Source organism: Labrenzia sp. OB1 (assembly GCF_001624695.1).
Classification (GTDB): Bacteria; Pseudomonadota; Alphaproteobacteria; order Rhizobiales; family Stappiaceae; genus Roseibium.
Window position 1 is genome coordinate 170,426 of sequence record NZ_JSEP01000009.1, and the last position, 13,073, is coordinate 183,498.

The window sequence follows — 13,073 nt, forward strand, 5'->3', positions numbered from 1 at the left end:
GAACCGGTTCGCTCCAAGGACCACAATGGGACGCGTTTTGCTCTTCCGGCATGGGACATTTCCCGGCGGTCCGCCCGGTTTTCCTGATCGGGTATTCGGCCCCGGCTCGAAAGGGAGTAGGCACATGAGCCTCATCGAAATCGACTTCGAGCGACCTGGCAATCCCGTTGACACAATAGAAACCTTCGCCGCTCTGAACGACTGGACATTCGAACGGTCGGACGACGACGAGATCACCATCTCCCTTGGCGGCAGCTGGTGCGACTATCATGTCTCTTTTTCGTGGATGGAAGATGTGGAGGCGCTGCATCTCGCCTGCGCTTTCGACCTCAAGGTCACGGAACCGCGCAAGACGGAAATCGTCCGTTTGCTGGCTCTTGTGAACGAACAGCTCTGGATGGGGCACTTCGATCTCTGGCACAAGGAGAACGTCGTCATGTTCCGCCAGTCGCTCATTCTGGCCGGAGGCGCGGAAGCCTCTTCGGCACAGATCGAGGCCATGCTGACGAATGCGCTTGAAAACTGCGAGCGTTTCTATCAGGCCTTCCAGTTCGTCGTCTGGGCCGGTCATTCAGCTTCCCAGGCGATGGATACGGCCTTGTTTGAAACCGCGGGAGAAGCATGAGTTTTTCAAAAGAAAGGCCCTTCCTTCTTGTCGGAGCCGGCAAGATGGGAGGGGCAATGCTGTCGGGCTGGGTGGCGGAAGGGATAGACACGTCCGCCCTCATTGTATGCGATCCGAATGTGTCCGGACAAATGTCAGAGCTGCTTAAACAGTACGGCATCCGGCATGTCAGCGTCATTCCCGATGACTTGCGCGCGGGCATTGTGCTTGTTGCCGTCAAACCGCAGATGATGGACGATGTCCTGCCTGCTCTTAAATCGGCGGTGACGCCGGATACACTCGTGCTTTCCATCGCCGCAGGGACCCCGGTCGCAAAATTCGAATCCGTGTTCGGGGCCGTACCGGTCTGCCGCTGCATGCCGAATACGCCGGCGATGGTCAAACGCGGTATTACCGCGGTTTTTCCGACGGCGTCTGTTTCCGAAGAGAGCAAGAAAGACGTTGACCGGCTTCTGGGGGCTATCGGGAAAGTGGTCTGGCTGGACAGCGAGAACCAGATCGACCTGGTCACCGGTGTCAGCGGTTCGGGCCCCGCCTATGTGTTTTATCTCGCGGAAACGCTGAGCGAAGCAGGCAGGCAGGCCGGGCTTCCCGGTGATCTCGCCGACGAGCTCGCCATTGCCACGGTCTACGGCGCGGGCGAATTGATGCGCCTGTCCGGTGAGCATCCTTCTGTTCTGCGCAAGAATGTCACCAGCCCAAACGGAACGACGGCTGCGGCGCTGGAAGTTCTGATGGGACCTGGCGGCCTGCAGCCGATCATGACCGAGGCTGTTTCGGAGGCGGTCCGACGGGCGGAAGAACTCGCAGGCTGATCCCGCTTGCGTGTCCGGTTTCCAACGGCAGCCGGTTCATGACTTGTGGCGCGGGGCCCGGCCGCATCTTGCAGGAAAGCAGTGCAGCGGCTGGCATTCTGGTTCCAGTCTTCTGCGAAGAATGATTGCGCCAGGAATTTACCGGACCCGTGGCATGGTGACGCCCTTTCCTCCGGTGAGCAGGTTTCCTATCTTAGAAGTCGTCGCGTCAAATTGACTTCAGGAAATTGCCCCAAGGCATATGCAATTTAACTGCTGCCTCGAGCGTCTTCCTGAACCCATGAATCCGCTTAAACGCGACAGGCTCCAGCGGGGGCAGACAAACCGGAGACCGCTTCATGGCAACCGCAAAGACCAGGCAGAAAATCCTTCAGACGTTTTTGGAACTGTTGTCCGAGCATCCTTACGAGGATGTCTCGCTGCCGATGATTGCCGAGACGGCAAAGGTGAAGCTGTCGGAGATGCGCAGCGCCTATGCCTCGAAACTGCAGCTTGTCGCCGCCTTCGCGGAAAAGATCGACACCACGGTTCTCGACGGGCTGGACGGGGACATGGGCGAACAGCCGCCGCGCGACCGGCTGTTCGATGTCCTGATGACACGAATTGACGCCCTTGCCTCGCACAGGGAAGCCGTGCGGGCCCTGCATGCGGCGGCGCGGCACGATCCAGGTCTTGCTCTCGATTTCAACCGGCTGGAAGTGCGTTCCCAGAAATGGATGCTGATTGCTGCCGGTATCGATGTTTCCGGTGTGAAAGCGACCATTGTCGGGCAGGCCCTGGCTGTCGCATTCGCCCGTGTGGTTGATGTCTGGCTTGATGAAGCCGATGAAGGCATGCCGCGCACGATGGCACGGCTCGACAAGGAGCTGGACAAGGGCTCCTCCTTCATGAAGCGTTTGAACGGTGTGGAGAGCCTCGCCCGGGGACTGCGTTCATTCCTCAGAAATGCGTCTTCGGGCAGGAAACGGCACGAGAGCCGGGATGACGAAGCGGATCCGGATTCAGGCGTTGAAGAAGAAGCTCCCGCGCGTGCCTGACAGCCGTTGAACCGGTCAAAGGCCTTTAAAAGGGAATGCCGCGCTTGCGCGGTCCACCCTGACCGGTCATGTTTCGCTTCGCAGCATGTCGCGCTGAATTGACTTCAGGAAATCGCCCGTATGCATTTGCCAGGCAAAGGCTGCATCGCGAGTCTGCCTGAACCGATGAATCCGCTTGAACGCGACACGCTCCAATGCAAAAGGATGTTTTCGTGAGCGACCAGATCAGTTTTGATGATTTTCTGAAAGTGGATGTACGCGTCGGGCGCATTGTCGAAGCCGAGGATTTTCCCGAGGCGCGCAAGCCCGCCTACAAGATGCGGATCGACTTTGGCCCGGATATCGGCGTCAAGAAAACCTCCGCGCAGATCACGAAGCACTACACGCCGGAAGAACTGGTCGGCAAGCTGGTGATGGCGGTGGTCAATTTTCCGCCGCGCCAGATCGGTCCCGTCATGTCCGAGGTTCTCACCCTCGGCGTTCCGGACGCGGACGGCGAAGTGGTCCTGCTGACCCCGGACAAGGACGTGCCGATCGGCGGTCGGCTTTATTAGCGCCTGTCGCGTTTAATTGAATTCAGGAAACCACCCGAACGCATTTGCAATGCAAACGCTGCCTCGGGCGTTTTCCAGAATAGGTGAATCCGTCTAAACGCGACACGCTTTAGGGCGCGGGAACGGCTCTACGCCGGCACCCTCAGTCTTGTCCTCAACCCTCCGAGCGGGCTGTCTTCCAGGTAGAGCTCGCCGCCGTGGCCGCGGGCGATGTCGCGGGCGATCGCAAGGCCGAGGCCACTGCCGGTCTGGTCCTGGTTGCGGGCCAGGTCCAGCCGGTGAAACGCCCGGAAGGCCATATCGCGCTGATCTTCGGGAATGCCGGGGCCGTCATCGTCAATGGTGATGACAAGCCAGTTTCCCTCGATCCCGGCAGAAATCTCGACCTGGCTGCCGTATTTACAGGCGTTGGTGACGAGGTTGGCGAGACAGCGTTTCATCGAAATGCGTTTCACTTCGACGTCCAGAGGCCCTTCGGTGCGGGTCGTCACGGAATATCCGGAGATTTCGGCTTCCTCTTCCAGTTCCTCAAGAAGAAGTGCGATGTCGGTCTTCTGGACCTCTTCGTCGCCGTCGCCGCTGGCAAAGGCGAGATAATCCTCCAGCATGTGGCTCATCTCGTCGACGTCCTTGCGCATGGCATCGCTTTCAGGGGTTTCGTCCAGAAAGGCAAGCTGCAATCGCAGGCGCGTCAGGATGGTCCTCAGATCATGGCTCACACCGGCCAGCATCGTCGTGCGCTGCTCGATCTGACGTTCGATGCGGCGGCGCATGTCGATGAAAGCCAGGCTGGCGCGGCGGACCTCGCGGGCGCCGCTGGCCCGGAAATCCGCAGCCGGGCGGCCCCTGCCGAAAGCCTCAGCGGCATTGGCCAGACGGATGATCGGGCGGATCTGGTTGCGCAGGAAGAGCAGGGCGATAATCACCAGAACAAGCGAGGTGGAGAACATCCAGACCAGGAAGATATGCGAATTGGAGGCATAGGTCTGGCTGCGCCGTGTGAAAATCCTCAGGATGGAATCGGAGAGCTGAATGCGGATTTCCACAAAACGGGAGCGGCCGACCGTATCGATCCAGAAGGGTTTGCCGATCCTTTGGCTGATGGCAAGGCTCAGTTCCTGGTCGATGACATCGAAGAACGGTTTGGGCGTGGGAGGCGGCAGCGGTTCCAGCGGCATGACGGTCATTGACATGCCGAGCGCACGTGAGGCGAGCTCCTCGACCTTGCGGTTGTCGTCATCCTGCGGATAATTTTCCAGCACGAAAACAACGGCTGCGATCTCCCGGACCACCGCTTCCGACATCCGGCGCGAAACCAGCTGATAGTGACGCTCCATGAAGACGAAAACCAGGACCGACTGGAGGATCACGATGGGGGCAAGGATGATCAGAAACGTCCGGGTGAAAAGACCCTTCGGCATGATCCGGTACATCAACCGGGAAAATACCCGGTAAGCGCCGACAAACGGCTTCAGGAGAAAGGTGAGGGACTTCAGGTGACGGCTTTCCTGAAAACGCCTGAGCAAGGTTTCTTTTTCCGCCATGGGGTCAGTCGCAGGCCAGCCGGTAGCCTATGCCCCGGACTGTCTGCAGATAAACCGGATTGCCCGGATCGGTTTCAATCTTGCGCCGCAGACGATTGATCTGCACGTCCACGGTGCGTTCGCCGAGACCGCTGTCGTCGCCGACAATCTTGTGCCGGGGCACCGTTGCGCCGGGCTGTTCGGCAAATATCGACAGAATCTGTTTTTCCCGATCCGTCAGACGCACTGGGTTGTCGCCGTTTTTCAGTTCCCCCCGGCCGGCATTGTAGGAAAACGGGCCGAAGTGGATTTCCTCCCTGGCGACAACCGGCTGCTGGTTTCCGCGCCGCAGGATGGCCGCGATCCGCAACATCAGTTCGCGAGGTTCGAAGGGCTTGGCGAGATAATCGTCCACGCCGGCCTCCAGACCGGCTATTCTGTCGGGAGCATCGGATCTGGCTGTCAGCATCAGGATCGGAACCTGGGAGTCCTTTCGCAGCGAACCTGCAAGCTCCAGCCCGCTTTCGCCCGGCATCATCACGTCCAGGATGATCAGGTCGAACTCCAGGCCTGACAGACACTTGCGCGCTTCGGCGGAATTGGCTGCTGTGGATACACGGAAGCCATTGTCCTTGAGCAGCCTGGAAAGCAGATCCCTGATCCGTTTGTCGTCGTCTACCAGGAGAATGTGGTTGGCGTTGTCGTCGGGCACCTGAACGTTCATTTCGGTCGTCTCGTCCCCATGGGTGGTGTCAGGATTGCGTTTGCCGGCTCAACGAACGGACATTGACCCTTTTATCTGTCTCTCAGATCGAAGGAACTGCGGATAAGCTTCAGGATGTCTGGCCGGGCATCGGGATCGATCATCTGCAAGAGAAACCTGCGGATGGTTTCCTCACTGCCATCAGGCAGGCCAATTAGGGCGCGTTCAAGGCGCTTTTGCTGCAAACGCGTGAGATCGACCGCAAGCCCATGACCTGTTTCAGTGGTGTAGAGAAGCCGCTGGCGACGGTCGTGGCTGCCCTCGCGCTGCTCGATGATTCCGGCATCCACCAGTTGTTTCAGCACTCTTCCGAGGCTTTGCTTGGTGATCCCCAGAATACCGAGAAGATCCGTGACCATGATGCCGGGGTTCCGCTCCACGAAATGGAGAACCCTGTGATGGGCCCGGCCGAATTCGAATTTGGCCAGCACTTCGTCCGGGTCGCCGGTGAAATCGCGATAGGCAAAGAACAAAAGTTCAACAAGGTCATAGGGCAATGCGTCATCGCCGGTTGCCTCGCCGCTGTCCGGCAGATCTGGGCCATTTTCCCGCAGAGGGGAGGAGGGCGTGTTTTTGAAATTTACGTCAGCCATATTGACTTAATTCTGATCGATTGTTACTTGTTAGCATCCGTGAACGAAATGATCGGTCTTTCTGATGCATTTTTGCGCACCAGATGATAAACGAATCCGATCACGAACCCTGCGGATATCAGGATACCGATAGTTGGCGTGCTGTGCAAAAGATACAGCGGTGAAGCAGGCGCAAGTGTTTGGCGCTATTTGCCTCTGCAGTGGAAAACAATAAACGCTCTCAGAGCGGGCGGGAGATGAAAGATGGCCGGAACGCCTTTTGATCAGCTCAGTGGAGACATCTGGTACGACGGCACCTTCGTGCCGTGGGCGGACGCGAAACTGCATGTGCTCAGCCACGGGCTGCATTATGGCAGCAGCGTGTTTGAAGGCGAGCGCGCCTACGGGGGGCGGATCTTCAAGTCTGAAGACCATACCGTGCGCCTGCTGGAATCCGGCCGCATGCTCGGCTTCGAGATCCCCTGGACCGCCGAGCAGATCAATGCGGCCAAGGAAGAGACCCTGGCGCGGATGAACCTCGCGGATGCCTATATCCGTCCGGTCGCCTGGCGCGGCAGCGAGATGATGGGCATTTCCGCGCAGAAGAACACCATTCACCTGGCTATCGCGGCATGGGAGTGGCCGAGCTATTTCGCACCGGAGGAACGGTTGAAGGGGATCCGGCTGGACATGGCCGACTACCGCCGTCCCGATCCGAAAACAGCTCCCTACAAGGCCAAGGCTGCCGGTCTTTACATGATCTGCACCATCTCCAAACATGCAGCCGAGGCCAAGGGCTATACGGATGCGCTGATGCTGGACTGGCGCGGACAGGTCGCGGAAGCGACCGGCGCCAATGTGTTCTTCATCAAGGACGGCAAGATCCACACGCCGACGCCCGATTGCTTCCTGAACGGGATCACCCGCCAGACGGTCATCGGTCTTGCCAAGGATCGCGGCATCGACGTGATCGAACGGGTGATCATGCCTGAGGAGCTTCCGGATTTCGAACAGTGCTTCGTCACCGGCACCGCCGCGGAGGTCACGCCGGTCTCGGAGATCGCCGGAAACCGCTACGAAGTCGGCGAGATCATCAAAACGCTCATGGAAGACTACGATACCGCCGTTCGGCCGCAAGCTCCGGCGCTGCAGGCCGTCGCCGGCTGAACGGAAATCCTTGAAAATCTCGGACGAAAGGCGGGCATGAGCCCGCCTTTTTTGTTGTTGCCGTTACTTAGTCTTCATGTGCCTGGGCTGCCCCGTGTTCCGTTGCCCCACGTTCCGTTGCATGGAACATGCGTCCGCGTTCGGCGTAAAGAATGCAGCCGATGGCGCACAGGCCGTAGACCATATAGGACAGCCCCAGGGGCTCGGTCGTCCCGTCGAAGAGCTGCCCCATGACGTACCCCAGAAGCGCGCCCCCCAGGGTGCTGATGAAACCGATCACGGAAGAGGCGGTTCCGGCAATGGCCCCGAGCGGCTCCATGGCCATGGTGTTGAAATTCGCACCGATGAAACCGAACGTCGTCATGATGACGGTCACCAGCACCAGAAAGACCCAGAAGTTCTCGTAGCCGAGCAGGGCAAGCACATAAATCGCCAGTCCCACCAAGGTATAGGCCACCGTGGCGGTGTGCGAGAGACGGCGCATGCCGATGGCTTCCACGAGCTGGGAGTTCATGAAAGAGGCCACGGCCATGGTTACGGCGATGACGGCAAAAACGATCGGGAACAGCGTTCCCAGGCCGAAGATGTCGACAAAGATCTGCTGGGACATGGCCAGAAAGGAAAACAGACCTCCGAAAATGAATGCCGTGCCGACGGTGTATCCGAGACTGACGCGCGTCGTCAGCGCCAGCAGGTAAGCGCTGGTGATCGTGGAAACCACCAGAGGGCGCCGGTTTTCCGGTTCCAGGGTTTCCGGCAGGCGCAGGCCCGACCATACCAGCATCGCCACGCCGGAAATCAGCAGCAGGGCGAAGATCCAGTGCCAACCAGCCACAAGCAAGATGGCCTGGCCGATGGATGGCGCGATCACGGGTACGGACATGAAGACCATCATGACGAGGGACATGACCTTGCCCATGCGTCTTCCGGTATAACAATCGCGGACAATGGAGAGCGCGGTCACCCGCGCCGCGGCACAACCGATGCCCTGGGTGAGGCGGGCGATCAGCAACTGGTCGAGGTCCACTGCGAAGATGCAGACTATACTCGCGAGGCTGTAGAGCGCGAGGCCGCCAATCAAAACCTTTCGCCGGCCGACGGCGTCCGCGACCGGGCCGAAAAACAGCTGTCCGCCGCCAAAGCCGATCAGGTAGACGAGGAGAATAAGCTGCCGGTCATTGTCCTGGGCTATGTCCAGCGCACCGGCGATGGCCGGCAGGGCCGGAAGCATCACGTCGATCGCCATGGCGTTCAACGCCATGATCATTGCGATGATTGCCACGAATTCCGCAAATGGAATGCCGGGCTCGCGCAGGACTTCGCTGTAACCGCGAGCTTGCGATCGTGTAGCCGCCGAACGGGCAGGCGGGGTGCCGGAAATGTCTTCTTCGTGTTTCACGTAATTGGGACCAATTCGAAAGGGCAGAACGCTGCAAAGCGTCAGGGAGGGTATTGAAAGGCAATAATGTCAGGCGTTGAAAAGCAGGTGTGTCCGGTTCAGGAGGACGACCATCGCGCGGCGTCCTTCTCATCGCCTGCCCTGGTGTCCACCCAGGCGCCGCCGGCACCCGATACGAGATGTTCCTTTTTCCAGAACGGGGCTCTGGTCTTCAGGAAGTCCATGAGAAAGTCGGCTGCCTCGAAAGCCGCGCGCCGGTGCGCGGAAGCTGTGACGACCAGCACGATGTTTTCGCCCGGCGCGATTTTTCCGAAGCGGTGTATGACGCTCAATCCGGTGAGCGGCCAGCGGCCGGTGGCCTCTTCGGCAATGCGTGTCAGTTCCGCTTCCGCCATGCCGGGGTAATGTTCCAGCTCCAGCGCGTCCAGCGTTCCGGCCTCGTCGCGGCAGAGCCCCGTGAAGGTCACCAGGGCTCCGACATCCTTGCGGCCGGCGGTGAGGCGGAGCGTTTCCGCCGCGACGTCGAAATCTGCTGCCTGAATTCTCACAAGCGGTTGGACCTGCATGGCTCAGCCACCCGTCATCGGTGGGAAGAAGGCGACCTCTCTTGCGTCGCCGAGATCGGTGTCAGCTTCCACGTGCAACTGGTCGAGCGCCACCCGGATCGCGTCCTCCTCCTCAAAGGCGGCCGCGTGGTTATCGTCCAGCGTTTTCAGATGTGAAATCAGGTCCGCGACGGTTTTCACACCTCCGGGAACCTCAATCGTTTCTTCCTCGACGCCGACCCGTTCGCGGACCCAGGCGAAATAACGAATGTTCATGAGAGCCTCGATAATGTGCCGGCCTGCGTCGAAGTGCGCAAACCGGATCAGGGCGAGCTTAACTTGAGTTCCCCGTCAGGGGAAGTCCGGCGGACCGGCTCATCAAGGTGCCGGCCGGGAGGGTTTCTCCGGGCCGATCCGGCTCCTGCCGTCCGGATCTCTATTCCTTGATGAGGTGGCCGATACCGGCGCGGAAGTAGTCGTATCCCGTATATAGTGTGAGTATGGCGGCAAGCCAGAGGGCGGTGAGGCCGGCCAGGGTGGTGCCTGGCAGAATTGTGTCGCCCGCAGGTCCCGCCAACAGGAAAGCGACGGCGATCAACTGGACCGTCGTCTTCCATTTCGCAAGTTTGGTGACCGGCACGCTGACCTGGAGTTCTGCCAGAAACTCCCTTAGCCCGGAGACCAGGATTTCGCGGCACAGGATGATGATCGCGGCGATCATCGACCAGCCGCCGATGGTGCCGTCGCCGGCCAGCACAAGCAGGCAGACCGAGACCAGAAGTTTGTCGGCGATCGGGTCCAGCATGCGTCCCAGAGCGGATTGCTGCTGCCAGGCGCGGGCGAGATAGCCGTCGAAAAAGTCGGTGACGGCGGCAAGAATGAATATGCCGAGGGCGATCCAGCGCGGTGTGTTGCCTTCAAAATAGAAACAGGCGGTCACTGCCGGAACCGCCAGTATGCGCCCATAAGTCAGAAGATTGGGCAGGCTGAGTACGATATTGCGTTTCATGTCGGCTTTCGGATTTCAGGCAGGAGTGCCGGAGCCCGATTGGCCCGGGCTGCAGAACTTTGCCCTCAAAGACTTTCACGCAGCGGTATTACGCGCGCATCCAGGTGTACCGGTCAATCGAATATGCCATCGCCCAGCTGGTCGATCATCATCTTCGCCTTGCGGATCATCTCGTTTGTCGCGCCCTGTTCGTCCGGCAGGGTATCGGCACGGATGAATGTGTGGGTCTTCAGCGTATCACCGAATTGCTTTTCGATCCGTCCGGCCACCAGCCATTGACCGTTTGAAAGCTGCGGTTCCGCGATGATCTGGAATTCGTCATAGACGACCGTCGTGCTCTTCGAGGCGGCTTTTTTACCTTCGCCTGACGAGCCGAAGAGCGATTTGAACATCTTGCCGAGCATTCTGTCACCCATTGCTGATCCGTTTGCCCCTTTTACGGGGGCGGGCGCGGAGCTTCAAGCCAAGAGTTGCAAAGGCGGAGAGGGAATGTGGCCGATGGCAGCGGTGCGGCGCGGTATCGCCGCCGCACCGGACCCATGCCGCGTTACTGTGCGGGATCCGCACCGCCGCGAAGCTGATTGCGGATATCGATGAGGACATCCAGTTCGGACGGGCCGGATTCGGCTTCCGGCTCCACATCGTCCGGCTTTTCCGCCGCCGCCTTGATCTTGTTGACAGCTTTCACGAGCATGAACACAACATAGGCGATGATCAGGAAATTGATGCATGCCGTGAGAAATGCCCCATAGGCGAAGACCGCGGCACCGCTCTCCCGAGCGGCCTCAAGACCGGCACCGGCCGGCACGTCCCCGGCCAAAACAATATACATCGACGTGAAGTCGATCCCGCCGAGCACAAGCCCGATGAGCGGATTGATGAGATCTGTGACCAGGCTTGAGACAATTGCCGTGAAAGCCGCACCGATGATGATGCCGACGGCAAGGTCCATAACGTTGCCCTTGGCGATAAAGTCGCGAAATTCCTTGATCATGTGGTGTCCCCAACCTTCCCTATAAACCCGGTCACTCAATCGAGACATGAGTGACCGGGGTTTTTTGTGTGACATTTCGGCCGGAAATCTAACACATTCCGAAACTGTAAAAAGATTGCCTGTTTTTCCAATGTCTTGATGAGATACAGCCGTCATCAATCCGGTGTTTTCCCTATCTGCCGGTCGCCGGATCGCAGCCGGATTCCCACCGATGGAGCATAATTCGGGACGGGTGCGGAAAAAAGCGCGTGATCGGGACGGTGCGGGCCGGTATCAAGTGGCATTCCCCTCCCGCAAGGTCAGAAAACATGAGCAGATTCTGGAGTCCGATCGTCGAAAAACTTGTGCCCTACACGCCCGGTGAACAACCCGGGCAAAGGACTGTCATCAAGCTCAACACCAACGAGAATCCCTATGGTCCGTCTCCGCTGGCCCTGCAGGCCATTCAAGCCGCGACCGGAGAAGGTCTGAGGCTCTATCCGGATCCCGTTGCCTCGGAGCTGCGTGACGCGATCGCAGGTTCATTCTCTCTGGATGTCGATCACATTCATGCGGGTAACGGCTCAGACGAGGTTCTGGCTCAGGCGTTCAACGCCTTCTTCACCGGCAAGGATGCGGTTGTCTTTCCGGATATCACCTACAGCTTCTACAGGACGTACTGCGAGCTCTATTCGATACAGGCAGAGAAGATTCCGCTCGATTCAGCGTTTCGGTGCGACCCGAAGAACTATCGAGGCCCGTGCGGAGGGGTCGTGATCGCCAATCCGAATGCACCGACAGGTATCGCCATGCCGCTCGAGGGTATTGTCCAGATTCTGCAGCAGAACCCGGATGTCGTCGTGATCGTCGATGAAGCCTATGTGGATTTCGGGGCCGAGAGTGCGGCATCGCTGGTGCCGGATTTTGAAAACCTGCTGGTCGTGCAGACCTTTTCCAAGTCCCGAAGCCTCGCCGGCCTGCGTGTCGGTTTCGCCATCGGGCAGCCACATCTGATCGAGGCGCTGCAGCGGGTCAAGGACAGTTTCAATTCCTATCCGCTCGGACGCCTGTCGCTTGCCGGAGCCGTTGCCGCATGGATGGACCGCGAATGGTTCGACAGGACCCGGCATCTCGTCATGGCGGACAGGGAAAAGACTGTGACGGCTCTTGAGGAACAGGGCTTCGATGTTCTGCCGTCTTCCGCGAATTTCCTGTTCGCGTCGCATGAGAAGGTTTCCGCCGAAAAGCTGCTCAGGGATCTTCGCGCGCGCGGTATTCTGGTCCGGCATTTCGCCAGGGAGCGCATCGGTAACCACCTGAGAATTTCCATCGGAACGAGCGAAGAATGCGCAGCGCTGCTGGCAGCAACAGCGAGCATCATCCGGGAATAGACAGAAGCTTTCCGGGGAGGTGACTTTCGGACATCGCGCAGGCCGGTGGGCGAACAGTGTTCGTTCTAGCCGAGTTCCCGCCGGGTCCAGTGGTTGCGGCACAGCGAGACGTAGGTTTCGTTGCCGCCGATGACCACCTGGTCTCCTTCTTCGAGGATCTTGCAGTCGCTGCCCAGCCGGGCGGTCATGGTGGCCTTGCGGCCGCACCAGCAGATGGACTTGATTTCCTTCAGATTGTCGGCAAGCGCCAGCAGGGCGGCGCTGCCGGGAAAGAGCCTGCCCTGGAAATCGGTGCGCAGACCGAAACACATCACCGGAATGCGGAGCTTGTCGGCGACCTGCGCCAGTTGCCAGACCTGATCGGCAGTCAGGAACTGGGCTTCATCGACGAGCACGGCATCGACCGGACTGGATTCATGTGCCTTTGACACATGTTCGAGAACATCGTCCGCGGAGGAGAATATTTCAGCGTCGGCGGAAAGCCCGATCCGGGAAGCGATCCTGCCCTTGCCGGCCCGGTCGTCGAACGCCGCAATGAGCAGAAGCGCGTTCATGCCCCGCTCCTCGTAGTTATAGGCAGCCTGCAGAAGCGTCGTCGATTTGCCGGCATTCATCGAGGAGTAGTTGAAATAGAGCTTGGCCATGTGTTCTGAAAAGGAATCGGTTGAGGAGGCTGCAGTGTTCCCAATCGGGTCCCCTG

16 protein-coding genes are annotated in these 13,073 nt (G+C 59.3%); 6 read left to right on the top strand and 10 right to left on the bottom strand.

Translation table 11 applies throughout. The features are described from left to right. Nucleotides 1–124 precede the first annotated feature (124 nt). From OA90_RS14325 to OA90_RS14340, 4 genes are all read left to right on the top strand, one after another. Entirely contained in the window at nt 125–625 is a 501-nt protein-coding gene (locus OA90_RS14325; RefSeq protein WP_068412856.1) for a YbjN domain-containing protein, read from the top strand. Then, a complete protein-coding gene (proC, locus tag OA90_RS14330; RefSeq protein WP_068412858.1) occupies nt 622–1,440 on the top strand; it encodes a pyrroline-5-carboxylate reductase in 819 nt (272 codons plus the stop codon). Before OA90_RS14325 ends, proC begins: the two co-directional genes overlap by 4 nt. Nucleotides 1,441–1,778: 338 nt before the next feature. Next, nucleotides 1,779–2,477 carry a TetR/AcrR family transcriptional regulator gene (locus OA90_RS14335; RefSeq protein WP_068412867.1) on the top strand — a complete coding sequence of 233 codons (699 nt, stop codon included), beginning with the start codon at nt 1,779–1,781 and terminating at the stop codon, nt 2,475–2,477. Between the two features lie 194 nt (nt 2,478–2,671). Then, entirely contained in the window at nt 2,672–3,031 is a 360-nt protein-coding gene (locus OA90_RS14340; RefSeq protein WP_156510500.1) for a tRNA-binding protein, read from the top strand. 128 nt (nt 3,032–3,159) lie between these two features. Here OA90_RS14340 and OA90_RS14345 read toward each other — a convergent pair whose 3' ends face one another. The 3 genes from OA90_RS14345 to OA90_RS14355 form a co-directional block, all read right to left on the bottom strand. Continuing rightward, nucleotides 3,160–4,575, bottom strand: a complete 1,416-nt coding sequence (locus OA90_RS14345) for an ATP-binding protein (RefSeq protein WP_068412870.1) — start codon at nt 4,573–4,575, stop codon at nt 3,160–3,162. Between the two features lie 4 nt (nt 4,576–4,579). Then, complete coding sequence (locus OA90_RS14350) at nt 4,580–5,278, bottom strand: response regulator transcription factor (RefSeq protein ID WP_068412873.1); 699 nt, start codon at nt 5,276–5,278, stop codon at nt 4,580–4,582. 71 nt (nt 5,279–5,349) lie between these two features. Then, complete coding sequence (locus tag OA90_RS14355; RefSeq protein ID WP_082837050.1) at nt 5,350–5,910, bottom strand: MarR family winged helix-turn-helix transcriptional regulator; 561 nt, start codon at nt 5,908–5,910, stop codon at nt 5,350–5,352. A 243-nt stretch (nt 5,911–6,153) separates the two neighbouring features. On the opposite strand from OA90_RS14355, the gene OA90_RS14360 reads away from it, so the two are divergent. Further along, nucleotides 6,154–7,056, top strand: coding sequence for a branched-chain amino acid aminotransferase (locus OA90_RS14360; protein WP_068412876.1), 903 nt, complete (start codon nt 6,154–6,156; stop codon nt 7,054–7,056). Between the two features lie 67 nt (nt 7,057–7,123). Here the strand turns inward: OA90_RS14360 and OA90_RS14365 are convergent, their stop codons facing one another. The 6 genes from OA90_RS14365 to mscL form a co-directional block, all read right to left on the bottom strand. After that, a complete protein-coding gene (locus OA90_RS14365; protein ID WP_082837051.1) occupies nt 7,124–8,455 on the bottom strand; it encodes a multidrug effflux MFS transporter in 1,332 nt (443 codons plus the stop codon). Nucleotides 8,456–8,553: 98 nt separating this feature from the next. Further along, nucleotides 8,554–9,021, bottom strand: coding sequence for a molybdenum cofactor biosynthesis protein MoaE (locus tag OA90_RS28545; protein WP_068412881.1), 468 nt, complete (start codon nt 9,019–9,021; stop codon nt 8,554–8,556). A gap of 3 nt (nt 9,022–9,024) precedes the next feature. Further along, entirely contained in the window at nt 9,025–9,276 is a 252-nt protein-coding gene (gene moaD, locus OA90_RS28550; RefSeq protein WP_068412884.1) for a molybdopterin converting factor subunit 1, read from the bottom strand. Nucleotides 9,277–9,436: 160 nt separating this feature from the next. Next, nucleotides 9,437–10,009: a CDP-diacylglycerol--glycerol-3-phosphate 3-phosphatidyltransferase gene (pgsA, locus tag OA90_RS14380; RefSeq protein ID WP_068412886.1), complete on the bottom strand. Its 573-nt coding sequence runs from the start codon at nt 10,007–10,009 to the stop codon at nt 9,437–9,439. Nucleotides 10,010–10,122: 113 nt separating this feature from the next. Continuing rightward, complete coding sequence (locus OA90_RS14385; protein ID WP_208986136.1) at nt 10,123–10,425, bottom strand: HlyU family transcriptional regulator; 303 nt, start codon at nt 10,423–10,425, stop codon at nt 10,123–10,125. Nucleotides 10,426–10,556: 131 nt separating this feature from the next. Beyond that, complete coding sequence (mscL, locus tag OA90_RS14390) at nt 10,557–11,003, bottom strand: large conductance mechanosensitive channel protein MscL (protein WP_068412889.1); 447 nt, start codon at nt 11,001–11,003, stop codon at nt 10,557–10,559. A 308-nt stretch (nt 11,004–11,311) separates the two neighbouring features. On the opposite strand from mscL, the gene hisC reads away from it, so the two are divergent. After that, entirely contained in the window at nt 11,312–12,373 is a 1,062-nt protein-coding gene (hisC, locus tag OA90_RS14395; RefSeq protein ID WP_068413063.1) for a histidinol-phosphate transaminase, read from the top strand. A 65-nt stretch (nt 12,374–12,438) separates the two neighbouring features. Here hisC and OA90_RS14400 read toward each other — a convergent pair whose 3' ends face one another. Then, nucleotides 12,439–13,017, bottom strand: a complete 579-nt coding sequence (locus tag OA90_RS14400; RefSeq protein WP_068412892.1) for a thymidine kinase — start codon at nt 13,015–13,017, stop codon at nt 12,439–12,441. Between the last annotated feature and the right edge of the window lie 56 nt (nt 13,018–13,073).

What these genes read in the sequence shown, in the direction of transcription:
- OA90_RS14325 (WP_068412856.1), top strand. Translation starts at nt 125, where the DNA reads ATGAGCCTCATCGAAATCGACTTCGAGCGACCTGGCAATCCCGTTGAC.
- proC (WP_068412858.1), top strand. Translation starts at nt 622, where the DNA reads ATGAGTTTTTCAAAAGAAAGGCCCTTCCTTCTTGTCGGAGCCGGCAAG.
- OA90_RS14335 (WP_068412867.1), top strand. Translation starts at nt 1,779, where the DNA reads ATGGCAACCGCAAAGACCAGGCAGAAAATCCTTCAGACGTTTTTGGAA.
- OA90_RS14340 (WP_156510500.1), top strand. Translation starts at nt 2,672, where the DNA reads ATGCAAAAGGATGTTTTCGTGAGCGACCAGATCAGTTTTGATGATTTT.
- OA90_RS14345 (WP_068412870.1), bottom strand. Translation starts at nt 4,575, where the DNA reads ATGGCGGAAAAAGAAACCTTGCTCAGGCGTTTTCAGGAAAGCCGTCAC.
- OA90_RS14350 (WP_068412873.1), bottom strand. Translation starts at nt 5,278, where the DNA reads ATGAACGTTCAGGTGCCCGACGACAACGCCAACCACATTCTCCTGGTA.
- OA90_RS14355 (WP_082837050.1), bottom strand. Translation starts at nt 5,910, where the DNA reads ATGGCTGACGTAAATTTCAAAAACACGCCCTCCTCCCCTCTGCGGGAA.
- OA90_RS14360 (WP_068412876.1), top strand. Translation starts at nt 6,154, where the DNA reads ATGGCCGGAACGCCTTTTGATCAGCTCAGTGGAGACATCTGGTACGAC.
- OA90_RS28545 (WP_068412881.1), bottom strand. Translation starts at nt 9,021, where the DNA reads ATGCAGGTCCAACCGCTTGTGAGAATTCAGGCAGCAGATTTCGACGTC.
- moaD (WP_068412884.1), bottom strand. Translation starts at nt 9,276, where the DNA reads ATGAACATTCGTTATTTCGCCTGGGTCCGCGAACGGGTCGGCGTCGAG.
- pgsA (WP_068412886.1), bottom strand. Translation starts at nt 10,009, where the DNA reads ATGAAACGCAATATCGTACTCAGCCTGCCCAATCTTCTGACTTATGGG.
- OA90_RS14385 (WP_208986136.1), bottom strand. Translation starts at nt 10,425, where the DNA reads ATGGGTGACAGAATGCTCGGCAAGATGTTCAAATCGCTCTTCGGCTCG.
- mscL (WP_068412889.1), bottom strand. Translation starts at nt 11,003, where the DNA reads ATGATCAAGGAATTTCGCGACTTTATCGCCAAGGGCAACGTTATGGAC.
- hisC (WP_068413063.1), top strand. Translation starts at nt 11,312, where the DNA reads ATGAGCAGATTCTGGAGTCCGATCGTCGAAAAACTTGTGCCCTACACG.
- OA90_RS14400 (WP_068412892.1), bottom strand. Translation starts at nt 13,017, where the DNA reads ATGGCCAAGCTCTATTTCAACTACTCCTCGATGAATGCCGGCAAATCG.